Here is a 22,462-nt window from a genome sequence, read left to right as displayed (position 1 = left end):
CGGGGGCGGTGGGTCTACTACGCTTGTAAGGCGTGCGCTATTTCTACGACACCGAGTTCATCGAGGACGGCCGGACCATCGAGCTGGTCTCCGTCGGAGTCGTAGCCGAAGACGGGCGCGAGTATTACGCGGTATCCACGGACTTCGATGCCTCCCGCGCGAACGCTTGGGTGCGGGGGAACGTGCTGGCGAAGCTGCCGTCGGCCGCGAACCCGGTGTGGAAGCCGCGGGATACTATCCGCCAGGAGCTGTTCGCGTTCCTGACTGCCGATGGCGAGCGGCCGGAGCTGTGGGCCTGGGTTGGTGGGTACGACCACGTCGTCATCGCTCAATTGTGGGGAGATATGTCGGAACTGCCCCCGCAGATGCCACGCTTTACGCGCGAGCTCAAGCAGTATTGGGAGTTCGCCGGCAAACCGCAGCTGCCCAAGACCCCGAGCGGTAATCACGACGCGCTTGTCGATGCCCGCCATAACCTCGCCAAGTTCCGGGCCTGCGAGAAAAAGGCCCCGTTGAATAAGGCGAATCGGACTCTGAATAGCTAAGTGGAAAAGCAGTTAGGGATTGACTGTGACCTGGTCGAAAAAGAATAGAGACGCGCTCGAGGCGGTGCTCGCGCGCCCGGCACAGCAGCAACCGACGTGGGGCGCGGGCAGGGTCGCGCAGCTAGCCACAGCGCAGGAGCGCGCAGAGCAGGTGAGCGCGGAGCGGGTGAGCGCGGAGCGAGTGCGTGCGGCTCTGGAGTCGGCCCCGCCTATCGTGGCCACCTCGGAGATCGACGCTTTGCGCACAACGCTGGGGGACGTGGCTCGCGGCGAGGCGTTCCTCCTCCAAGGCGGCGACTGCGCGGAAACCTTCGAGTCCAATACCGAAGGGCACATCCGCGCCAACATCAACACGCTCCTGCAGATGGCCGTCGTCTTGGCCTACGGTGCCTCCTTGCCAGTGGTCAAGGTGGGCAGGATTGCCGGGCAGTACGCCAAGCCACGCTCGTTGGATACGGACGCGCAGGGCCTGCCTAACTACCGCGGAGACCTGGTCAACGGCGTGGAGCCCACCGCCGAGGAGCGGGCGCATGATCCACAGCGGATGTTGCGCGGTTACGCACACTCCGCGATGACCATGAATTTCATCCGGGCGCTCATGGCCTCCGGGACGGCGGATTTGAACCGGCTGCGCGAGTGGAACCGGGAGTTCGTGGTCCGCTCCCAGGCGGGCGAGCGCTACGCGGCACTCGCCGCTGATGTCGAGGATGGCCTGAAATTCATGTCGGCCTGCGGCGTGAACGATTCGCCGCTGCGCACCGCGGATATCTACTGCTCCCACGAAGCCCTGGTGGTGGACTACGAGCGTGCGCTGCTGCGCGAGGCCGTCGACGATGCAGGGAGGGCGCGTCTCTACGACGTTTCCGCCCACCAGCTGTGGGTCGGGGAGCGTACGCGGGGGCTCGAGGATTTCCACGTGAACTTCGCGGCGCTCATTGCCAACCCGGTAGGCATCAAGATCGGCCCGGGGATTACGCCGGAAGAAGCGGTGCGCTACGCCGAGCGCATCGATCCCGATCGCGCGCCGGGCAGGCTCACCGTGGTCTCCCGCATGGGCTCGGACCGAGTGCGCGACGTGCTCCCACCAGTGGTGGAAGCGGTGGAACGCGCGGGCCACAAGGTGGTCTGGCAGTGCGATCCGATGCACGGCAACACCTTTACCTCCTCTAATGGGTATAAGACCCGCGACTTTGCCAAGATTGCCGAAGAGGTGCAGGGCTTTTTCGATGTCCACCGCGAACTGGGCACTCACCCAGGCGGGGTGCACCTGGAATTTACCGGCGAGGACGTCACCGAGTGCCTGGGCGGGGCCGAGGCCATCACGGATGTGGATCTGCCGGGGCGCTACGAGTCTGCCGTGGACCCGCGGCTTAACACCCAGCAGGCCTTGGAGCTGTCCTTCCACATCGCGGAGATGCTCCGCGCTCGTTAGTGCAGCAACGCGGGAACCTGCTCGTAGAGACCGGAGCCGAACCACCAACCGCCGAGTGCCACCATTGCGGTGGCCATGGCGGAAAACAGCAGCCAGACGATGAGCTTGCCGATGCCGCGGTTAGTCAACGGTTTTTCCCGCGGTTCCGGCCGAGTGCCCACAGGCTGCGGGCCGGTTGCCTGCGCTCCCGCCGCCATGGCCGCGGATTGGCTGGCCCGGGGCGCAGGCGCTGGAGGGGCCGGCGGGTGAGCTAAGGGTGCCGCGCCAGGAATCAGCGCCGTTTCGGGCCGGGCGGCCTCGGGCCTGGCGGATTCGGACCCGGCGGCCTGAACCGTCTCTGGGGCGTCAACGCGGGTGGGTTGGTGAGACGAAGATTCGTCGACCCTGCTGGCAAAACTTAGGCGCGGCCGGTCATCCTCAGGCTCGGGTTCGCCTGCGGGCGTGGCAGAAGGATCCCCGGGAGTTACCGCCGTCGATGTGCCGTGGCGGACGGTCTCTGGCGCCGGTGGCTCTACCCGGGTGGGCTCGAAGATGTCGGTGGCGTCGTTCGGACCCATCGTCGTTGGGTGGGCGGCGGTGCGCGCGGCGGCGGAGTTCTCGGGCACGGGGACGCGGAAGCGCGGTAGCTCCAGCTCGCGGGCGACATCGTCAAGCGCGTCCAAAAACTCCCCGGCATCGGTAAACCGCGCTTCGACGTCGCGGGTGGTGGCGGAGGCCACGAGGGCATCGAAAAGCGGTGGCACCCCCTCGATGCGGTCGGAGGGGGCGGGAACGTCGGCGGACAGGCGCGCCGTCGCGTGCGCGAGCGGGGTGCTGCCGGAGAAGGGGACGGTGCCGGTCAGCAGCTCGAAGAGGACGACGCCGAGGGAGTACACGTCGGAGGCGGGGGTGATTTTCTCTCCGGTGACCTGTTCGGGGGAGAGGTAGGAGACCGTGCCGACGATCTGATCGGCGTTGACCGTGTGCGCGGCGGCGGAGCGCACCAGACCAAAATCGCCGACCTTGATGGCGCCGTCGCCGCCGATGAGAACGTTGTCCGGCTTGATGTCACGGTGGACCATCCCCCGGCGGTGCACCACGGTGAGGCCGGTGAGCACCTCCCGCAGCACGGCGGCTGCCGCGTGCGGTGGCATCGGGCCGCGCTCGGCAAGCAGTTCCCGCAGGGTGCCGCCGGTGATGAGCTCCATGATGAGGAACACCGGGTCGCCGTCGGCGGAAAAGTCGTACACCCCGATGAGGTTGGGGTGGGAAAGCTGCGCCATGGCGCGGGCCTCGCGCTCGAAACGGCGGATGAACACTGGGTCATCGAGAAGCTCGTCGTGCATGATCTTCGCCGCCACCGCGCGGCCCAAGCGGAGGTCGATGCAGCGATACACCGTGGACATTCCACCCCGGGCAATGGGGTAATCCACGCGGTAGCGATTCTCAATGATGTCCCCGACCTCAAGTGCGTCCATGCGGTCTAGTATGACCTACTCACGTAGTCAGTGGGTAGCCCACTAGGGTATAAGCCGTGGCTCATTCCAAGGAAGAAGTAGAAGACCTGCTCGCAAACGAAACCATGCTGACCCTCCCGGAGGTAGCGGACATGCTGGGCATTCCGGTGACCCGGGTCAACGACCTGCTTGCTGCGCGGAAGTTCATCGCGTGGAAGCGGGACGGAAAGCGCCTGGTGCCGGCGGCGTTTTTCAGCGGCCCGAATGTGGACAAGCACGTCACCGGGACGATCACGTTGCTGACCGATGGCGGCTATAGCGATACGGACATTTTCGCGCACCTTTTCACTCCGGATGATTCGCTGCCCGGCCGGCCGATCGATGGTCTGAAAGGCGACCTCGCGCGCGAGGTTAAGCGCCGCGCGCAGGCTCTGGCGTTTTAGCGCGGGGCGGCTGGAACAGCCACTGCGCCGCGGCAAACCCGATGAGCGCGCTGGCTAGCATCCAGAAGAAGTTGTACAGCTGGTGGTTTCCGTCCGCCGAGAAAGAGAGGGCGACGAAAATCGATGCCCCGGTGGCCAGTTTGAGCAACCACCGCGGTGGGCGAAACGTCCCCAGCACAGTGATGACGGACGCGTAGTACCACGGCAGGGTCACCGAGTTGAAAATAAACGCAACTTGGTAGGCCGCTGCCGTTCCGGCGATGGCAGAGCGCCGCGTGCGGCGCGATAGCCACCACACCGCGACCAAGCCGACGAGCATGGCGACGGTGGAGATCGCGCGGAAGACATTCAAGACCGCGTTGTAGGTGACGTCGGGGAAAAAGACTGAGGTAATCGGCGCGACCGCGTCGGTGGCCAGGGTGGGCGCCGCCAGCGGGTTAATCACCTTCGCATTGCCGGTGATCTCCGACAGCCACCCCCAGGACGTTCCCGACGCCCAGGTGACCACGGCGAGGGCGAGGACGATCTCTGCAACCGCCCAGATGCCGGCTAGCACGAAAACCCCAGCCCGTCGCAGGAGACTGGCTTCCTTCTCCGGCGCGAAACGCTGGACCGCCAGCCATACCGCGAAGGGCATGGCGATAAGCGCCGTCGCTTTCACCGCAACACCCAAACCGATGAGTATGAACGCGCCGTGGAAGCGGTGCCGCAGGGCCAACAGGAGGGCCACGGACACGATCCCCACCATCAGGGCCTCGTTGTGCATGCCCGCTACCAGGTGAAGCAGCAGGACGGGGTTGCATACCCCGAGCCAGAGCGCCAGGGCAGGATCCCCGCCGAGGCAGCGGGCGATGCGCGGCACGGACCACGCGATGGCGGCGAAACCGATGAGCGCGAGGGCTTTAAAGAAGATGACGCCGGCGACGACGTTGGAATCAACGATGCGGGTGACGATGTCGCCGATCCACAGGTGCAAAGGACCGTACGGGGTGGTGGTGTTCCGCCAATCCTGGGAGACCTCCAACAGGAAGGGGCCCGGGTTGACCGCGGGGCCCTGGGTGTAGGGGTCGAAGCCGTCGCGCACCATCGCGCCCTGCATGAGGTAGGAGTAGACGTCCCGGGACGCCAGCGGAGCTGAAAACGCCAGCGGGGCGATCCACGCCCACAGGGCGCGCCGAAGTCCCGCGATTCCCGTCCGGGTGGGCGCGGCTGGCTGGTGAGATCCGGTGTCCTCCGAGAAAGGCTGGACGAACTGCTTGTACGCCACCACCCACGCGCCGATGAGCAGCACCATGCCGATCCAAAACAGCACCATGCCCATGTTGCGACCGTGGCCGTAGGAGAAGAAACCCAGCCCGAGCTCTTCCAAGATGCCGCCGCGATTGCGGGTAGCGCCCGCCATGAACGACGACACGGCAAGGAATGCGGAACCGGCAACGCCCAGCGGCACGGCGGAGGGGATACGCAGTCGGACGGGATCGCGCACCGCATGTGCTGTGGATGTGGTGGTCACGTGGGGCACCTCCAGAACCGTTCCTATTTCCGCCGTGCGGTGGCCGTGCGGGCGAGGTTTTCTAGGACCTCGACGGTGGAGGCCTCGATGCCGGCTGCGCGGACGCGGCCGATGCCCGACTCGGTGAGCTGGTCAATGCGCGATTCGATCTCCTCCGGCGCGCCGGAGCGGGCGATGGAATCCATCATCGTCGTGATGTCGGAGGGGTCCTCGGAGGCACCGACCAGCCGGCGCAGCTCGCGGGCCGCGTCCGGATCGGAGGAGTCCAAATTTTCCAGGGCCGTAATCAGCAGCACCGTGACCTTCCCCTCCCGGAGATCGTCCCCGGCGGGTTTCCCAGTGACCTGGGGGTCGCCGTAGACACCGAGGAGGTCATCGCGCAGCTGGAACGCCACGCCGATATCGCGGCCGTAGGCGCGGAACGCCTCGACAAGCTCGGGGGAGCCGCCGGCGATCGCGGCGCCGATGTGGAGCGGGCGTTCGATTGTGTACGCGGCGGTTTTAAAGCGGTTGACCGATTCGGCCAACTCCCGTGACTCCGCGCCGCTGGCCTCGAGCGAAATGTCGAGCATCTGGCCGCCGATGACTTCGGCACGCATTGCCCGCCAGGGCTCGCGGACCCGCTGCTGGGCGGCGGGGGACAAGCCGGCATCGGCAAGCATGTCGTCTGCCCACGCCAGAGCCAGATCCCCGACCAGGATCGCCATGGACGTCCCGTAGGCCGCGGCGTCGCCCTCCCATGAGCGGTGGCGGTGGTGCGCTTCCGCTTTGCGATGCACCGTGGGGCTGCCGCGCCGAGAATCTGAGGCATCAATGATGTCGTCGTGGACGAGCGCGCAGGCCTGAATGAACTCTAGGGCTGCCGCCGCCCGTAATGCTGCGGCGGGGTTTTCCTCGCCTGTCAGACCTCCGGCGCCGGTGAATCCGGCCCAGGCGTAGAGCGGGCGGATGCGTTTGCCGCCGCCGAGTACGAACTCCTCCAGGTAGTCCACGGCCTCGTTGACCGGCGCACCCATGTGTGCCATGGCGGGCCGCCGCGCGTCGAAGTACTCTTTTAAAATCTCGTTGACCTGCGACGGGACGTCTTCGATGGCTAGTTCCTCCGGAGGTGTCATTCCTCAAACCTTACCTTGGGGCCAAGGGGAGTCGAGCGCCCAGGATTGCAAAGGGGCGCGGATCCCCGGGGTAGTAGTAATTGCGCAACACGTCGAAGAACCCCGCGCTGCGGTAAAGGCCGAATGCCCCATTGGCCTCACCAGGGACCTCCGGGGTGGACAGCAGGATGTTGCTGGCAGGAAGGTTCCATGCCAAAGCGTCGAGTAAGTGCCGGCCCAAGCCTTTGCCCTGCATGGAAGGGTGCACGTGGATTTCGGCCAGCTCGAAGTAGTCGCGCAGTAGGTCAATCTGCTCTGCAGTGGGGCCACCGGCGAGAGCAAACCCGCGTTGCAGCTGCTTGTCCCACCACGTGTCGCTGTGGCCCAAGAACCCATAGGCAACGCCGACCGGCCCCGCTTCCGACTCAGCAATGACAGCAGTGAATCCAGGTTGCAGGCTATCTACCCGCCATCCGTGGAGACGCCGGTCGAACATGTCCCGCGGGTAGTCCATGGCCGTGAGATAGATGTCCACTAACTGAGGGGCGATGAGGGAAAACTCGCGGGGAGCCAGTCTGCGCAATTGGATAGTCACTCCACCAATCTCACCATGTTGATGCCGCGCGCGGCGGTGGTGTCCACAAACTTTTAGTTCTGGATTCGGGAATAAGTTCGAAACAGTCCGGGTTGAAGAGGTTGGACAGTAGAAAAAGACGAGACGTTATCTATCTATCGAACATGTGAACGAAACATTCCTCGCGGTGTCCGGACCGGTTCGTACTGTCACGGGTGAAGTTACGAGCTGGACACACACCGAGGCTTCAAAGGAGGTACACCGACATGGCTCAGGTCATTTCCGCGACGACGAAATTTGCTCAGCGGGCGCACGCTACCGGCCGGCGCCACCAGGATGGATTGGCCAAGCATTACACCTTCCTGGCCAAGTCGGAGGATCTTCTGACCCGCGCGCGAGCGGCGGCAGCAGACGATCGCTTTAACGATGCCGTGGAGCTGGCGTACCAGGCTGGCTTGCGGGCGGCCGGCGCGTGGATTGCGGTAACCGCTGTGGGCAAGCGTAAGCGGGTGCCGTCCAGTGCATGGGATCAGCTCGCCCTCGTCGGTGGGGCAGGACGCGAGTGGGCGCAGGAATTTCGTGGCTACTCTCGGTTGCGCTCCCGACTGGTTACGGGGCTGGAGGATGCGGCGGACCCAGACGTCGCGCTGCGCCTGTTGGAGACTGCAGCGGAATTTGTTTCTGTGGTGCGCAGTGAAGGGGCGGCAGAGCAAGCCGCCGCCTAGGCCCGCCGCCTCGTTGATTCCTCAATCTGTTGCTCGGGGAACTATCGCATTACGATAAGCGTTAATCTAGACAGAAGAAGCGCGCAGACGATGTACGGATCGCGCATCCGATAGGCGCCCGAACCGTCGATGTGGGAGGAACCGTGTCTCTTTCTGAGCAGGAACAGCGAGTACTGCAGGAGATCGAGCGATCTCTGCTGGCTGACGATCCCAAATTCGGGTCCATGGGACGAAGCAGCGGTTTTGGCGGCGACTCTGACTCGCGCGGTTCCTTCAACCTCCGGGGTATCGCCCTCATTGTCGTCGGACTTGTGGTCATGGTGGGCGGCGTTGCCCTGGCGCAGCACAGCCTGTGGTTCGTCATCCTCTCCATTCTCGGGTTCCTGATCATGTTCGGGGCCGGTATCTGGATGCTGCGCGGCGGCGGATCGTCCGCCGGTCGCGGTGGCGCCGGCGGCTTTTCTCTCGACGACGCTAAGTCCGCGCGTCCGCGCAACGAGAACTCTCGCGCGGCGCGTTTGGAAGACAACTTCCGCCGCCGGTTCGAGGAGAGGTAAGGCTTTCTCACCCTTCCCCGTCTGCACTCGGTGCAGGCGGGGTCTTTTTCGTTTTGCCGCGCGGTAACGCCGGCTCGGGGTCCTAGCACCCACTTTCACCCACTGGCCGCCATCTGACCCCGAATTCCCCACTTTGCCCCACTTGGGGCTGAGCGCCGGTGGATGAGAGGGGCCTGAAGCGAGGGGGTGCCGCGGAGATGGTGGGATAAACCCAGGTGGCTGGCGCCTATTGAGGGTAAGGAGGCGGGTGGTGCACGTGGTAGAGGTGCGGCAAGTGTGGGAAGTGGATGCTGGCGTGGTCTGGGCGGGGTGTTTGTCAAGGGTTAGCCGGGTAGTCTGCCTACGCGAAAATATTGCTTCCACCTGCACGTTTAGCGTGCATGATTTTCGGTGATGTGTCGAGGTGGCGGTTAGTGGGGGAAAGTGGGGTATAGTGGGGCGCAGCGGAGGGCGTGTTGTACAAGTGACTGCATTTTCCCCGCTAGAGGCATCCGGAGAGTCGAGCGAAGGAAGGTGGTCCCGGGGTGTTTCTCGGAACCTATACTCCGAAGCTCGATGACAAGGGCAGGCTGACGCTGCCGGCGAAGTTCCGCGACGAACTGGCTGGCGGGTTGATGGTCACCAAGGGGCAAGATCACTCCTTGGCCGTCTACCCGCGGGACGAGTTCGAGGAACGGGCTCGGAAGGCGGCTGCCGTGTCGCGCACGAACCCGAAAGCCCGCGCGTTTATCCGCAACCTCGCAGCGAGTGCGGACGAGCAACGGCCGGACGGTCATGGGCGGATCACCTTGTCGGCCGGTCACCGTGAGTACGCGGACCTGAAAAAGGAATGCGTGGTCGTCGGTTCGGTGGATTTCCTCGAGATTTGGGACGCGGACGCCTGGTCCGAGTACCAAGCACAAACTGAAGATGCTTACTCGGCAGCAGACGCAGACGACGTTCTGGCCGGTCTGTTGTAGAGGAACGCACGCTCGCACGTCAGTGAGTGCGTGTACGGACTCTGCCCGAGACACCTGCGGTCTGGTGTACTTCCCCGATATCAGAACGCGTGTTTCGGGCGGGGCCCTATACGCACTCGTGTTGACCGCACAATGCACCGAAAACACACAACGCACCACGCGTGTGCGGGACATCGCCTCACACACGCGCCAGCACATGACCGGCCAACAGTGAGAAAGGGGTGGCGGCCGTGAATGATCGGGACACCTTCGGCCACATCCCCGTCATGCGCGAACGCATGGCCGAACTCTTGCAGCCTGCCGTGGAAGCGGCGGGGGATAATGCGGTCATTGTCGATGGCACCTTGGGCGCCGGGGGACACACGGAGTTCTTCCTGCAGACCTTTCCCCACGCAAGCGTGATCGGCATCGACCGCGACGCCGCGTCACTCGCCGGTGCGACTGAGCGGCTCGCGCCCTTTGGCGACCGCTTCGCCCCGGTGCACGCTCGTTTCGACGCGCTGGCTGATTCGCTCGCGACGGGAACTGGGCGGGTCTTCGGCACCGTGCGAAAGACGGGAGTAGCGGGGGCCCTTTTTGACCTGGGGGTTTCCTCGATGCAGTTGGACCAGCGCGATCGCGGGTTTGCCTACAAGACGGATGCGCCTTTGGACATGCGCATGGATCCCAGCCAGCCGCTGACTGCCGCGGATATTCTCAACACCTACAACCACGGTGATATCGCCCGCATCCTCAAGGTATACGGCGACGAGCGCTTTGCCGGAAAGATCGCCTCCGCGGTGGTGCGCGAGCGCGACCGCGAGCCATTCGCCACCTCTGCGCGGCTGGTCGAGTTGCTCTACAGCACCATCCCGGCTGCTGCGCGCCGCACCGGCGGCCATCCCGCTAAACGGACTTTCCAGGCACTGCGCGTGGAGGTCAACCGCGAGTTGGAGGCGTTGGAAAACGTCCTCCCGCAGGTCACCGGCGCCCTCATGGTGGGTGGCCGTGCAGTGTTCATGAGCTATCAGTCGCTGGAAGACCGCATCGTCAAGAAAGCGTTCAAGGAGCTCACGGAATCGAGCGCGCCGGCCGGCTTGCCGATGGATCTGCCGGGTACCGCCCCCGATTTCCGCCTCGTGACCCGGGGCGCCGAAAAGGCGGACGCGGCCGAGAGGGAACGCAATCCACGGTCCGCCTCGGTGCGTGTGCGCTGTATTGAGCGTATGACGACCACGACCGCGGAGGGTGGAACCTGATGCCTGCCAGCCGCTCCGAACCGTCCTATTTCTTATTGCCCCCGTACACCCCGCTTGCACGCTCGCGACAGCAAAGGACCCGAACTCATGGGAACTAGCCGAGACTTCACGACTGGCCCAGATACCGACACGGATCTGCACATGACGTATGCCGCCAGCGGCTCTACCGCGGTGTTGGACCGCGAATCGGATCGCGGCCTTAGCCGCACCCAGCGGCAGGGGCGGTACCAAGCCCGGCAGGACGGCCGTGGCAACGACCGCGCCGCGCAACGCGGCGGTGTGGGGACGCGGCTGGGGTCCCGCGGGGCGAACCGGCCCCAGTTGCCGTCGCGCACGCGCACCCCTCACCCGTCGCCGTCGTCGTACCGTGGCGTGGCCCAACCGCAGCCGGGGAAGACCGGTGCGGCGAAGCGCCTAGGGTCCAAGCAGGTGGTCAGCCGCCGTGGCTGGCGGACGACCCCGATTAAGAAGTACCGGCGGATCTCCCGCGTGTCCGCTATTGCCATCACCATGCTCATCGCCGGTGTGGCGCTGGCGGTATGGCTTTCCGGCCTCGCTACCGCGCAGACATTCAAGGTGCAAAACTTGACGGTTCAGGAATCGCAGCTGAACAACCAGCTGGAGACCCTGAACCGCGACTTGGAGGACGTGCGCTCGACCGCCGACATCGCGCACCGCGCGGCGGACAAGAACATGGGCATTCCGACCCACCCGGGCATCGTGGCCACGAAGGATGACGGGGGCATCGACACCCGGCGCGATCCGGAAGAAGGCATGGAGTCCATCATTGATGTCAACGGCGAGCCAGTACGCCCGGGGCGCGCGTCGAGCGACCCGGACGACACCCGAGACGTCTCCGACAACTTGGAAGCCACCCCGGAAGGTGCGCGCAAGCGCGAGGAAGCCAACGGTGACCGGGATAAGGACAAGCGGGACGCCCACGAGTCCCGCGACTCCCATGAATCCGGTGACAACCATGGCCGTGATGGTTCTGCCGAACGCGGGGAAGCGGAACGCGGTGACGCGGACAATGGCGAGGCCGAGCAGCCTGTGCGCCCGAACCTCCCGGCCCCGGCGCCGTACGAGGCGCGGGTGCAGTAATAGGACTTTCGCCTTCGACAGCCCGCCGTGCGGCGGGTCTGTCCGGTTTTATCGCGCGCGTGAATTACCCTCCCATCAGCGACCCTTCCTATTCCCGCGGACCAGGGCCGTCTTTCGTCTGGAATTGAGGCAGGTGAATACCTACTGTGACCCCCTCTAATGGTCGTAGCGGTGGCCGGAAACGGCGGACCGGGGCCGCAAGCGCCGTGCCCCGACAGGCGGGACACGCAGGCGCCCACAAGGTCACGCCGGCAACACGCGACGCGGCGGCGGCCGGTATCAGCCAGCCGGACATGTTGCGCCGACGGTTGCGCGTCATCATCAGCGCGCTGGTCATCGTCATGCTCGTGCTCATGATCCGCCTCGCCTGGGTCCAGGTCGTATGGGGGCCGGACCTGTCCGCTAAAGCCAGCGCGCAGCGCTCCCACGTGTACGTCGATCCGGCCCGCCGGGGTGACATCACGGACCGCGAAGGTCAACGCCTGGCTTACACGATGCAAGCACGTTCGCTGACTGTCTCGCCCACGCGCCTGCGCGACGAGCTCCGCGAGCAGCAGGAGCAGGAGCTCACCCAGTCCGGCGAGCTGGAGGGCAAGAGCGAAGATGACACCAACAAGCTGCTGGACAAAAAGGTCGAGGCCAAGCTCGATGAGATGGCCAAGGGCATTCCGGAAAAGCTCAAAAGCGCGGGGACCAAGACGGATTCCGTGGACGAAAAGCAGATCCGGGACAAGCTGAAGGCCGATACGCAGTACGAGGTGTTGGTGCGCAACGTCGACCCGGACGTCGCGGTGGACATCGCCGAGGAGTACCACGGCCTGGCCGCCGACCACCAGGACATCCGGCAGTACCCGAACGGGTCCATTGCCGAAAACGTGGTGGGCAAGGTCTCCATGGACGGCCAGGGACAGTTCGGGTTCGAGGCCGCAGGCGACGACACCCTCACTGGCGTCGATGGCCGATCGACTGAGGACGTCTCCGCGGACGGGCAGGTCATCCCGGGTACGTTGCGCGACGAGGTGCAATCTTCCGACGGCAAGAACGTCAAGCTCACCCTGGATCTTGACCTGCAGGCCTTTGTGCAGCAGAAGCTGGAGAAGGCGAAGAAGAACTCGCACGCTAAGGCGGCGGAAGCGGTTGTTCTCGACGTAGCCACGGGGCAGGTGCTCGCGATGGCGAATACCGACACCATCGATCCCAATAAGGACATCGACTCGCAGATCAAGGACGGAAAGGACTTTGAAAACCGGGCTGTCTCGTACCCGTACGAGCCCGGTTCGGTAGCGAAGGTCATAACCGCCGCAGCGTCCTTGGAAGAAAAGATCACGACCCCGGACGAAGTCCATCAGGTGCCAGGATCCATCGACATGTCGGGCGTAACGGTCAACGACGCGTGGCCGCACGGCGTCGAACCGTTTACCACCACCGGCATCTTTGGCAAGTCCTCCAACGTGGGCACGCTCATGCTGGCGGACAAGCTGGGGCAGAAGACTTACGCCAAGTACCTAAACAAGTTCGGCATCGGCGAAGACACCGGCATCGAGCTGCCCAACGAGTCCACCGGTCTGGTCCCGCCCGAAAACAAGTGGTCCGAAGGTACCTTTGCCAACTTGCCCATCGGCCAGGGCATGTCGTGGACGACGCTGCAGATGGCGAGCGTCTACCAAACTTTGGGCAACAACGGCGAGCGCATCGAGCCGCGCATTATCGATGAGGTCACCGGCGAAGACGGCGACTCGGAGCGCGCGGAACCGAAAAAGACGCAAGTGGTCAGCCCCGAAACCGCCCGGACGACCGTGGACATGCTGCGGTCGGTCTTCCAGGAAGATCCGGCCGGTCTGCAAAACGGCACTGCGGCCAACGCGTCGCTCGATTCCTATCAGCTGTCGGGCAAGACGGGCACCGCGCAGAAGGTTGATGAAAACACCGGCGGCTACTCCAACAGCAGCTACTGGATCACCTTCGCCGGCGTTGCGCCTGCCGATGACCCCCGTTTCGCCGTGGCCATCATGCTCGACGAGCCCACTTCCGGCGTCAACGACGACGGCACCGGCGGCCAGTCGGCGGCGCCGGTGTTTAGAGACATCGCGCAGTGGCTGTTAAACCGTGACAACATTCCCACGTCCCCCGAAGCACCGCGCCTGACCCTGCGGGCTGGTTAGGAGAAAGGCACTGACCATCATGAGCACTTTGCACACGCTAAATGAGATCGCGCACGGAACGATCCACGGTGACGGCGACCTGGAGGTGCGCGACATCGGGCTGGACTCGAAGGCCCTGCCGGACGGTGCGCTCTTTGCCGCCCTCCCGGGCACCCGCGTGCACGGCGCGCAGTTCGCAGCCGATACTCCCGCCGCAGCGGCTATCCTCACCGACGCGCAGGGCGTGGAGATTCTCCGTGCGGCAGGGGAGAGCCGCCCTGTGATCGAGGTAGCCGATATCCGCGCGGTGCTGGGGCACGTGGCCGCCGAGATTTACGGTCACCCGACCGACAAGCTCACCGTGGTGGGGGTCACGGGCACCTCCGGCAAGACCACGACAAGCTACCTCGTCGAAGCCGGACTACTGGCAGCCGGGAAGTCGGTCGGGCTCATCGGCACGACGGGCACCCGGATTAACCGCGAGCCGGTGCCGACCACCCTGACCACCCCGGAGGCGCCTACGTTGCAGGCACTGTTCGCGCGGATGGTCAGCGAGGGCGTTACGCACGTGGTCATGGAAGTCTCTTCGCACGCCCTGGAGCTCGGACGCGTGGCGGGAACCCGGTTCGCCGTGGGAGGGTTCACCAACTTGAGCCAGGACCACCTGGACTTCCACCCGACCATGGAAGAGTACTTCTGGGCCAAGGCCCGCCTGTTCGGCGGCAAGCAGGGGGCGGAACATGCGGTGTGCTGCATTGACGATGATTGGGGCCAGCGCATGGCCGAAGTGGCACGCGATGCCGGGCACACCCCGGTCATCGTGGGCACCTCCGCTAAAGTGCGCGACGCAAAGGCACCGGGACGGGTGTATGCGCATCAGAAAGACGTCGATGCGACCGGTGCCCAGGATGTCGCCTTGGCGATTGGCGATGACGCTTACGAGCTGCACCTGCCGCTGCCGGGAGAGTTCAACATCGCCAATGCCGCCCTCGCGGTGGGGATGGCAACGTGCCTGGACGGTGTCGAGCTCACGGAATTCCTCCGCGGCATCGAAAATGTCGCGGTGCCCGGTCGCATGGAACGTGTAGACCGTGGCCAGGACTTCATCGCCGTGGTCGACTACGCGCATAAGCCTGCCGCCATCGAGGCGGTGCTGCAGACGCTGCGCGGGCAGCTCAAAGCCTCGCCGCACCCAGGCGGCGGCATCGCCATCGTGGTCGGCGCGGGAGGCGACCGTGACTCCACTAAACGCCCACTGATGGGGGCGGCGGCCGCCGCGGCGGACTTCGTGGTCGTGACCGATGACAACCCGCGTACCGAGGACCCCGCACCCATCCGTCAGGCGGTCGCGGAGGGCGCCCGAAAGGCCTTGCGTGCCGATGACCGCGCCACGGAGGTCGAGGTAGTCGACGTTGACTCCCGCGCCCGCGCGATTGACGTGGCGGTGGATTGGGTCGGTACCGGCGACGCGGTCATTGTCGTGGGCAAAGGCCACGAGGTTGGCCAAATCGTGGGCACGGAGACCATCCACTTCGACGACCGGGAAGAGTTGGCCCGCGCGGTGGAGGAGAAGCTGTCCGGGCGCGGACATGCAGATTCCGCTGGCGGGGATACGATTGTGCATGAAAACAGCTGCGCAACGGAGAAGGAGCAGCAATGATCGCATTGAGTGTGCAGGAGATTGCGGACATCGTCGGCGGCCGGCTGGACCACGTCGACGACCCGGACGCGCAGGTCACTGGCCCGGTAGAGTTCGACTCCCGCCGGGTGTCTGACGGGGCTCTGTTCGTTGCCTTGCCGGGCGCGCGTGTCGATGGCCACGATTTCGCCGCTGACGCGGTGCGTGGCGGAGCGACGGCCGTACTCGCCGCCCGCCCCGTTGGTGTTCCTGCCATCGTGGTCGAACCGCAGGGGCGCGCCGAGGGAGAAGGCTCCAACGCTGACATTTACGCCAACGACGCGGATGGTTCCGCGGCCGTTGTGGTTCGCGCCCTGTCCGACTTGGCCCGCGCGGTGACCACCCGGCTGGTGCGCGAATCTGGCCTCAACGTCGTGGGTGTGACGGGTTCTGCCGGCAAGACGTCGACGAAAGATCTCCTTGCGAGCGTGCTGCGGGAAGACGGAAACACCGTCGCGCCGCCAGGTTCGTTCAACAATGAAATCGGGCACCCGTACACCGCTTTGAGGTGCGATCCGAATACGAAGTACTTCGTGGCGGAGATGTCCGCGCGCGGCATCGGCCACATCCGGCACCTTGCCACCATCGCCCGCCCGCGCATCGGCATTGTGCTCAACGTGGGTACCGCGCACTTAGGAGAATTCGGATCGCGGGACAACATCGCCCGCGCCAAGGGCGAGTTGGTCGAAGCGCTGCCGGCGGCCGCCGAGGGCGGCGTGGCCGTGCTCAATGCGGATGACCAGTTCGTGTCCGCCATGGCCAGCCGCACGGAGGCGAAGGTCGTGTACTACTCCACGGCGGACCGAAAGGCCGATTACTACGCCACCGAAATCGAACTCGACGCCGTGGCGCGCCCGTCCTTTACTTTCCACTCGCCACAGGCGGAGCCGATCCGCGTCAAACTCCAGGTATTCGGCGCCCACCAGGTGTCCAACGCGCTCGCCGCGGCGGCCGCGGCCTGCGAGGCGGGGCTCCCGGCAGCGGACGTCGTGGCGGCGTTAGGTGGGCATCGCAACGCATCGGCTCACCGCATGGACGTGGTCACCCGGAACGACGGGGTGACCGTGATCAACGATTCGTACAACGCGAACCCGGAATCGATGCGGGCGGCCATCGCCGCGCTGGGCTATACCACCGCGGCTCGCCCGGATGCACGGTCCATCGCGGTCTTGGGCGAAATGAACGAACTCGGCGGGGAGGCAGAAAGCGCCCACCGGCAGGTCGGCGCGGACTTGGCTAAGTACCACGTCAGCCACCTCATCGTGGTGGGGGAGACCCCGGTGTGCTCGGCTCTTGTTGCAGCAGCGCGCGAGCGTGGCATTGCCACCACGCAGGTCGCGGACGTGGACCACGCCGCTGCGGCCGCCGCAGAAATCCTACGTACCCCGCCCGCCGGGGTGGAGGAGTGGAGCGTACGCAAGGAGAAGGACGTCGTCCTAGTCAAGGCGTCGAACGCGGCCGGGCTCTGGCGGGTGGCGGACGCGCTCGTCGGGCCGACTGGCGGCGCGCGTGACACTGCGCCCGGCCACGCCGGCGCGGTGGGCGAGGCCCCCTCGGCAGGCGACGAGTAAAGCTAGCAGTAGCCTGACAATGACACGCCATAAGCATCCGGCCGGCCCCACCAGCCGGGGATGTGTGTGACGCATTTAGCTGTGAGAAGGAACCGAGTCAATTGACCCAGATCATCATCGCGGGAATCGTGAGCTTCCTCGTTGCGATTTTCACCACCCCCGCCGTCATCCGTTATTTCTCCGATGCGGGCAAGGGGCAGGAAATCCGTGAGGAAGGCCCCAAGTCGCACCTGCGGAAGCGCGGTACTCCGACGATGGGTGGTGTCGCCATCATCGTCGGCATCGTGGTGGCCTACCTGGCGGCGGGGATTTACGGCGTCGCCACCGGCCACGACGGTTTTACCGCGTCGGGTTTGCTCGTGCTGTTTCTGACACTGGGCGCGGGCGCGCTCGGTTTCGCCGATGACTTCATCAAGCTGTTTAAGGCCCGGAACCTGGGGCTGAATAAGACGGCCAAGCTCGTCGGGCAGCTGGTCATCGCGCTGGTCTTCGGCATCCTTGTCCTCCAGTTCCCGGACGAGCACGGGGTGACCCCCGGCTCGGAGAAGCTGTCGTTCATCCGCGACATCGACACGGTTGATATCGCCATCGGCGGCGGCATCATCGGCACCATCGCGTTTTTGGTCTTCATGTACATCCTCATCGCGGCGTGGTCGAACGCGGTCAATCTCACCGACGGGCTGGACGGCTTGGCGGCCGGTTCCACCGCGTTGACCCTGGGCGCGTACGTCATCATCACCTTCTGGCAGTTCCGCAATTCCTGCGCCTTCGGGTGGTCCGCGGGCTGCTACGAGGTGCGCGATCCCCTCGACCTCGCGGTGCTTGCCGCCGCGGGCTTGGGCGGCTGCCTCGGGTTCCTGTGGTGGAACGCCGCGCCGGCCAAAATCTTCATGGGCGATACCGGCTCCCTCGCACTTGGCGGCCTCGTCGCCGGCCTGTCGGTCACTACCCGCACCGAGCTGCTCATGATCATCATCGGCGCCCTGTTCGTCGTCGAGGCCGCTTCCGTGGTCATCCAGGTCGCGGTGTTCCGCACCACCAAGCGTCGCTTCTTCCGCATGGCGCCCATCCACCACCACTTCGAAAACGGCGGCTGGCCCGAGACCGCCGTGGTGATTCGCTTCTGGTTGCTGTCCGGTATGGCGGCCATGGGAGGCGCAGCCCTCTTCTACGGCGAGTGGCTGCAGGGCTCCGGCTTGGGGCTGTAACCCATGGATACTGCTACAGCTCCCTCCGCAACTACCCGTGGCTTGGCCGGCCAGCACGTCGTCGTCACCGGCGCCGGGGTTTCCGGCCGCGGCTGCGTACGCACGCTGGTCGCGCTGGGCGCAGCCGTCACCGTGGTCGATGCCAACGAGGAGAACTTGGCGCGGGCGTTGTCCGAATGCCCGGATGCGAAGGGGATGACCAGCGACGCGGCACTCGGGAATGTGCGCGACGGTACCCTGCGCCCAGATTTTGTGGTTACCTCGCCAGGGTGGCGCCCGGATTCGCCCGTGCTGGTGGCATTCCAGCAACACGGCATCGAGGTCATCGGTGACGTAGAGCTGGCCTGGCGGTTGGATCGCGCCGGTCGCTTCGGCTCGCCGCGGACGTGGCTGGCCGTGACCGGAACGAACGGCAAGACCACGACGACCGGCATGCTGGCCGAGATCATGCAAGCGGATGCGCAGGCCACGGGCCGGCGAGCGGAGCCAGCCGGGAATATCGGCCGGTCCGTCTTTGAGCTGCTCGCCGATTCGGACCGGGTAGACGTCCTCGTCGTCGAGCTGTCGTCGTTCCAACTGCACTGGTCGACCACCCTTGCCCCGCACGTGGGAGTGTTGCTCAACGTGGCCGGCGACCACCTGGACTGGCACGGGTCCCTGGAATCCTACGCGGCGGCGAAGGGCAAGATCCTTAGCGGTGAGGTAGCGGTGCTGGGGCGTGACGATGCCGCCGTGGTCCAACAGGCTGACCGGCTGCGCGCCACCGGAAAGCTGGCGGAGACCGCCTTCGCGTTCACCCTCGGCGCCCCCGAGCACGGCGAGGTCGGTGTCGAGCGAGGCCGCCTCGTCGACAACGGGGTCGCTGGGGAAGTGGCTGACCTCGGTCCGGCTACCGGGATTGAGCCGCCGGGGACTGCCGGGCTTTACGATGCCGCCGCTGCCGCCACCGCCGCCCGCGCGGCCGGGGCCAGCGCTCGGGCCGTGGCCGCGGGCCTCGCCGCCTACTCCGTCGACGGGCACCGCGGCGCGGTCGTCGCGCGCGATGGGGGCGTGACGTACATCGACAATTCCAAAGCGACCAACCCGCACGCCGCGGACGCCGCCCTTTCGGCGGCAGACAGCGTGGTGTGGATCGCGGGCGGGCAGCTTAAGGGCGCGGATGTGCACGAGGTCATCGCCAAGCACGGCGACCGCCTGCGCGCGGTCGTTCTGGTGGGGCAGGATCGCAACATCCTCGCCGCGGCTTTGGCCGAAAATGCCCCGACGGTGCCGGTGGAAAGCATTGCGAACACCGACCCGCAAGGGGCAATGGAGGAGGTCGCCGCAGCGGCGCGACGACACGCCGTCGCCGGCGATACCGTCCTTTTGGCGCCTGCTGCTGCATCGTTAGACATGTACTCCGGCATGGCGCAGCGCGGTGACATGTTTGCCGCCGCGGTGGCCCGAACCTGCGCCTCGCAGAACAGTTAAATCACGGCTTCAACCACACCCTGGGGAGACTCGCCACATGACTGCAACCACGACGAAGCGGCCGCGCAGCACACTGCGCACGCGTTTTGCGTCTGCCAGCGATTACCTGGCCAAGCTGCCGGGATTCGATTACCTGGTGCTGCGGATCATCATCTTCCTGCTCGTCGGAATCGGCGTGGTGATGGTGTTTTCCTCGTCCGCGGCGACGTCGCTGACGGACACCGGATCGGTGTGGAACCAGGCGGTGCGCCAGAGCCTCATGGTGGTGGCAGGCCTCATCGTGTTCTGGGTCGCGTTGCGCATGCGGCCCCGAATGATCCGGGTGCTCGTCCCGTGGCTTCTGGGTCTGGCATTCTTGCTGCTTATTGCCGTGCTCATCCCCGGTGTCGGCACCGGTAGGGAAGAGGTCGGTTCCCAGTCGTGGATCATCTTGGGGCCGATTTCGGTGCAGCCCTCGGAGTTCGCCCGCGTGGCCATCGGCCTATTCGGCGCGACCTCGCTGGCGGGCAAGAAGCATCAATCGCTGCGACCGGGGGATCCGTTCGTGGCGTATTCCCTTGTGTCGAGCGCGATGTTCATCCTCATCTTGCTGCAGGGCGATTTGGGCATGGCCATGTCGTTCGCCCTCGTGGTGCTGGCGACACTCTTCTTCGCGGGCGTGGACCTGCGGGTCGTGGGCACGGTCATTGCTTTTGCGTTTGCCGCAATGGTCTTTGTCTTTTTGGGCGGCGGATTCCGCTCGCACCGCTTCCACACCTATTTCGACGCCCTGCGCGGAAATATTGAGGACACGCAAGGGACGGGATTCCAGGCGTACCAGGGCTTTTTGTCACTGGCGGACGGTGGCCTCGGCGGCGTCGGTATCGGGCAATCGCGCGCCAAGTGGTTCTACCTGCCGGAGGCCAAGAACGACTTTGTCTTCGCCATCGTCGGTGAGGAGCTGGGCCTGTGGGGCGGCTTGCTGGTCATCTTCCTGTTTACGGCCCTAGGTTTCTTCGGCATCCGGACCGCGATGCGCGCGCAGTCGCAGTTCCAGTCCTTGGTTGCCGCGACGCTGACTGCCGGCGTGGTCTCGCAGGCCTTTTTCAACATCGGCTACGTCATCGGCCTGCTGCCCGTGACCGGCATTCAGCTGCCGATGATCTCTGCCGGCGGCACCGCGGCGATCATCACCATTGGCTCGATGGGGCTTCTGTGCAACGTGGCCCGGCACGAGCCGGAGCAGATCTCCGCGATGCAGAACTACGGCCGGCCGTTGTTCGATCGGCTCTTTGCCATTCCGGAGCCCGAGCCGCTGGGTGCGCCGCGCCGCGGCGGCAAACGCCGGGCGGATGGCACCGGTGCCCCGCGCGATTCGGTGCTGACCGCCGGCAGCCGGGCCCGCGGCACCCGCGGGGCCGAGGGGGCGAGCTCGCACGAGCGGCGATTCGGCCCATCGGTGACTGGCGGGCGTGCCGCGGGACGCGGCGACGGAGGCCATGACGGTCGCGTGACCCGTTCCGCCCGCCGGGAAGGCGGAAGTCGCCGGGCAGACGGGAGTCGCCGGGAAGACGGAAGTCGCCGAGCGGGTGACGCCCGCCGCGCGGGAGGCAGTGGCCGCCCAGGCCGCGGCGGTCGCGGAGGCAACTCGCCGCGCTGGTAGCGTATAGCGCATGGATCCGCACTCTTTATCCATCGTTATCGCAGGTGGCGGCACTGCCGGCCACATTGAACCCGCACTCGCGGTAGGCGAGGAATTGCGCGCCCACTACGGGGCGCGTGTGACCGCGCTCGGCACGACCAAGGGCCTCGAGCGCGACATCATCCCGCAACGCGGCTTCGACTTGGAGCTCGTCACCCCGGTGCCCATTCCGCGGAAGCTGTCGAAGCAGACCTTTGCGCTGCCTTTCACCATTTCGAAATCGGTGCGGGAGACGCGCCGCGTGTTGAAAAAGGCCAAGGCCGATGCCGTTTTCGGCACCGGCGGCTACGTGGCGGCCTCGGCGTACCTGGCAGCCCGCTCGCTCGGCATCCCTTTCTTCGTGTTGGAGACCAACGCATTGTCCGGCATCGCCAACAAGCTCGGCGTTCGCATGGGCGGCACCGGGTTTAACGCGCACGCCGATTCCGGTATGCCGGGCGAGGTCGTGGGCATCCCCGTGCGCCCGGGCATGGGAGCGGACCCGAACGGAACGGTGGCTGCCCGTGCGCGGGAAAAGTGGGGTCTGGATGCGGATCGGCCGACTATCGTGGTCACCGGTGGGTCCCAGGGTGCGCAGTCCATCAATAAGGCAGTGGCAGGGGCCGCCCCGGAGCTGACGGAGAACTACCAGATCCTCCACGCTTACGGGAAAAAGAACGAGGCGCCCGCTGCCCGCGAGCATTACGTCGCGGTGCCGTATATCGACGATATGGCGGGCGCGCTCGCCGTTGCGGATCTCATGGTGTGCCGCTCGGGCGCGATGACCGTCGCCGAAGTGACGGCCGCCGGGGTGCCGGCTATCTACGTTCCGCTTCCGCACGGCAACGGCGAGCAGGCGCTCAACTGCAAGGACGTGGTTGCAGCCGGCGCGGCACGCCAGATCGATGATGCCGACCTCACCCCAGAGCGTTTGCGCGCCGCGGTCGAAGACATTCTTGGTGACGCGGATACGTTCAGGGCGATGCGGGACGCCGCCGCCCACAACGAGGCGGGCGAGGCAGCCGCCGTGATCGCTAGCCGCATCGTTCAGGCGGTGCGCGGCGATGCAGAAGATGCGAAGGATACGGACGATAAGGGAGCCTGCAAGTGAGTGATC

General features: G+C 65.6%; 19 protein-coding genes. 15 read left to right on the top strand and 4 right to left on the bottom strand.

Going from position 1 to position 22,462, the window contains the following annotated elements; translation table 11 throughout:
• Nucleotides 1–32: 32 nt before the first annotated feature.
• Together CMASS_RS07165 and CMASS_RS07160 are read left to right on the top strand one after the other, a co-directional pair.
• The gene (locus tag CMASS_RS07165) at nt 33–545 is read left to right on the top strand and encodes a polyadenylate-specific 3'-exoribonuclease AS (protein WP_022862334.1); all 513 of its coding nucleotides are present in this window, start codon (nt 33–35) and stop codon (nt 543–545) included.
• Between the two features lie 25 nt (nt 546–570).
• On the top strand, nt 571–1,977 hold the full coding sequence (locus tag CMASS_RS07160; protein WP_022862333.1) for a class II 3-deoxy-7-phosphoheptulonate synthase: 1,407 nt from the start codon (nt 571–573) through the stop codon (nt 1,975–1,977).
• Here the strand turns inward: CMASS_RS07160 and CMASS_RS07155 are convergent.
• Nucleotides 1,974–3,434, bottom strand: a complete 1,461-nt coding sequence (locus CMASS_RS07155) for a protein kinase domain-containing protein (protein WP_022862332.1) — start codon at nt 3,432–3,434, stop codon at nt 1,974–1,976. The genes CMASS_RS07160 and CMASS_RS07155 overlap by 4 nt on opposite strands.
• A gap of 56 nt (nt 3,435–3,490) precedes the next feature.
• Between CMASS_RS07155 and CMASS_RS07150 the strand changes: the two genes are divergently transcribed.
• Nucleotides 3,491–3,856: an Rv2175c family DNA-binding protein gene (locus tag CMASS_RS07150; RefSeq protein ID WP_022862331.1), complete on the top strand. Its 366-nt coding sequence runs from the start codon at nt 3,491–3,493 to the stop codon at nt 3,854–3,856.
• On the opposite strand, the gene CMASS_RS07145 is transcribed toward CMASS_RS07150, so the two are convergent.
• From CMASS_RS07145 to CMASS_RS07135, 3 genes are read right to left on the bottom strand one after another with little or no spacing between them, the layout of a single operon-like run.
• A complete protein-coding gene (locus CMASS_RS07145; RefSeq protein WP_240482737.1) occupies nt 3,825–5,369 on the bottom strand; it encodes an alpha-(1->6)-mannopyranosyltransferase A in 1,545 nt (514 codons plus the stop codon). The two genes, CMASS_RS07150 and CMASS_RS07145, sit on opposite strands and share 32 nt — an antisense overlap.
• Before the next feature lie 23 nt (nt 5,370–5,392).
• The gene (locus CMASS_RS07140; RefSeq protein WP_022862329.1) at nt 5,393–6,484 is read right to left on the bottom strand and encodes a polyprenyl synthetase family protein; all 1,092 of its coding nucleotides are present in this window, start codon (nt 6,482–6,484) and stop codon (nt 5,393–5,395) included.
• A gap of 10 nt (nt 6,485–6,494) precedes the next feature.
• Nucleotides 6,495–7,058 carry a GNAT family N-acetyltransferase gene (locus CMASS_RS07135; protein WP_022862328.1) on the bottom strand — a complete coding sequence of 188 codons (564 nt, stop codon included), beginning with the start codon at nt 7,056–7,058 and terminating at the stop codon, nt 6,495–6,497.
• A gap of 245 nt (nt 7,059–7,303) precedes the next feature.
• Between CMASS_RS07135 and CMASS_RS07130 the strand changes: the two genes are divergently transcribed.
• The 12 genes from CMASS_RS07130 to murG all read left to right on the top strand — a co-directional run bounded on the left by CMASS_RS07130 (nt 7,304) and on the right by murG (nt 22,456).
• Nucleotides 7,304–7,762: an SAV_6107 family HEPN domain-containing protein gene (locus CMASS_RS07130; RefSeq protein ID WP_022862327.1), complete on the top strand. Its 459-nt coding sequence runs from the start codon at nt 7,304–7,306 to the stop codon at nt 7,760–7,762.
• A gap of 143 nt (nt 7,763–7,905) precedes the next feature.
• A complete protein-coding gene (locus tag CMASS_RS07125; protein ID WP_022862326.1) occupies nt 7,906–8,319 on the top strand; it encodes a DUF3040 domain-containing protein in 414 nt (137 codons plus the stop codon).
• A gap of 524 nt (nt 8,320–8,843) precedes the next feature.
• A complete protein-coding gene (gene mraZ, locus CMASS_RS07120; RefSeq protein WP_027018511.1) occupies nt 8,844–9,278 on the top strand; it encodes a division/cell wall cluster transcriptional repressor MraZ in 435 nt (144 codons plus the stop codon).
• Between the two features lie 230 nt (nt 9,279–9,508).
• Nucleotides 9,509–10,516 (top strand): 16S rRNA (cytosine(1402)-N(4))-methyltransferase RsmH, encoded by a 1,008-nt coding sequence (gene rsmH / locus CMASS_RS07115; RefSeq protein ID WP_273665883.1) that lies wholly within the window; start codon nt 9,509–9,511, stop codon nt 10,514–10,516.
• Nucleotides 10,517–10,603: 87 nt separating this feature from the next.
• Nucleotides 10,604–11,617 carry a cell division protein FtsL gene (ftsL, locus tag CMASS_RS07110; RefSeq protein WP_156831752.1) on the top strand — a complete coding sequence of 338 codons (1,014 nt, stop codon included), beginning with the start codon at nt 10,604–10,606 and terminating at the stop codon, nt 11,615–11,617.
• 293 nt (nt 11,618–11,910) lie between these two features.
• Nucleotides 11,911–13,779, top strand: a complete 1,869-nt coding sequence (locus tag CMASS_RS07105; RefSeq protein ID WP_022862323.1) for a peptidoglycan D,D-transpeptidase FtsI family protein — start codon at nt 11,911–11,913, stop codon at nt 13,777–13,779.
• Nucleotides 13,780–13,798: 19 nt separating this feature from the next.
• Nucleotides 13,799–15,418 (top strand): UDP-N-acetylmuramoyl-L-alanyl-D-glutamate--2,6-diaminopimelate ligase, encoded by a 1,620-nt coding sequence (locus CMASS_RS07100; RefSeq protein ID WP_022862322.1) that lies wholly within the window; start codon nt 13,799–13,801, stop codon nt 15,416–15,418.
• The gene (locus CMASS_RS07095) at nt 15,415–17,007 is read left to right on the top strand and encodes a UDP-N-acetylmuramoyl-tripeptide--D-alanyl-D-alanine ligase (RefSeq protein ID WP_022862321.1); all 1,593 of its coding nucleotides are present in this window, start codon (nt 15,415–15,417) and stop codon (nt 17,005–17,007) included. Before CMASS_RS07100 ends, CMASS_RS07095 begins: the two co-directional genes overlap by 4 nt.
• Nucleotides 17,008–17,108: 101 nt before the next feature.
• Nucleotides 17,109–18,215, top strand: coding sequence for a phospho-N-acetylmuramoyl-pentapeptide-transferase (gene mraY / locus CMASS_RS07090; protein ID WP_022862320.1), 1,107 nt, complete (start codon nt 17,109–17,111; stop codon nt 18,213–18,215).
• Between the two features lie 3 nt (nt 18,216–18,218).
• Nucleotides 18,219–19,685 (top strand): UDP-N-acetylmuramoyl-L-alanine--D-glutamate ligase, encoded by a 1,467-nt coding sequence (gene murD, locus CMASS_RS07085; protein ID WP_051126779.1) that lies wholly within the window; start codon nt 18,219–18,221, stop codon nt 19,683–19,685.
• A gap of 37 nt (nt 19,686–19,722) precedes the next feature.
• Complete coding sequence (locus CMASS_RS07080; RefSeq protein WP_022862318.1) at nt 19,723–21,327, top strand: FtsW/RodA/SpoVE family cell cycle protein; 1,605 nt, start codon at nt 19,723–19,725, stop codon at nt 21,325–21,327.
• 10 nt (nt 21,328–21,337) lie between these two features.
• Entirely contained in the window at nt 21,338–22,456 is a 1,119-nt protein-coding gene (gene murG, locus CMASS_RS07075) for an undecaprenyldiphospho-muramoylpentapeptide beta-N-acetylglucosaminyltransferase (RefSeq protein WP_022862317.1), read from the top strand.
• The last annotated feature ends 6 nt before the right edge of the window (nt 22,457–22,462 follow it).

It is taken from the genome of Corynebacterium massiliense DSM 45435 (assembly GCF_028609805.1).
Lineage (GTDB): Bacteria > Actinomycetota > Actinomycetes > Mycobacteriales > Mycobacteriaceae > Corynebacterium > Corynebacterium massiliense.
Note: the sequence above shows the minus strand (reverse complement) of the source record. Positions and strands in the feature narration are given on the sequence as shown.

Excerpts from the sequence above, each read along its gene's own strand:
- murG (WP_022862317.1), top strand. The coding sequence starts at position 21,338 with ATGGATCCGCACTCTTTATCCATCGTTATCGCAGGTGGCGGCACTGCC.
- CMASS_RS07105 (WP_022862323.1), top strand. The coding sequence starts at position 11,911 with ATGTTGCGCCGACGGTTGCGCGTCATCATCAGCGCGCTGGTCATCGTC.
- murD (WP_051126779.1), top strand. The coding sequence starts at position 18,219 with ATGGATACTGCTACAGCTCCCTCCGCAACTACCCGTGGCTTGGCCGGC.
- CMASS_RS07100 (WP_022862322.1), top strand. The coding sequence starts at position 13,799 with ATGAGCACTTTGCACACGCTAAATGAGATCGCGCACGGAACGATCCAC.
- CMASS_RS07155 (WP_022862332.1), bottom strand. The coding sequence starts at position 3,434 with ATGGACGCACTTGAGGTCGGGGACATCATTGAGAATCGCTACCGCGTG.
- CMASS_RS07080 (WP_022862318.1), top strand. The coding sequence starts at position 19,723 with ATGACTGCAACCACGACGAAGCGGCCGCGCAGCACACTGCGCACGCGT.
- CMASS_RS07140 (WP_022862329.1), bottom strand. The coding sequence starts at position 6,484 with ATGACACCTCCGGAGGAACTAGCCATCGAAGACGTCCCGTCGCAGGTC.
- ftsL (WP_156831752.1), top strand. The coding sequence starts at position 10,604 with ATGGGAACTAGCCGAGACTTCACGACTGGCCCAGATACCGACACGGAT.
- CMASS_RS07130 (WP_022862327.1), top strand. The coding sequence starts at position 7,304 with ATGGCTCAGGTCATTTCCGCGACGACGAAATTTGCTCAGCGGGCGCAC.
- CMASS_RS07095 (WP_022862321.1), top strand. The coding sequence starts at position 15,415 with ATGATCGCATTGAGTGTGCAGGAGATTGCGGACATCGTCGGCGGCCGG.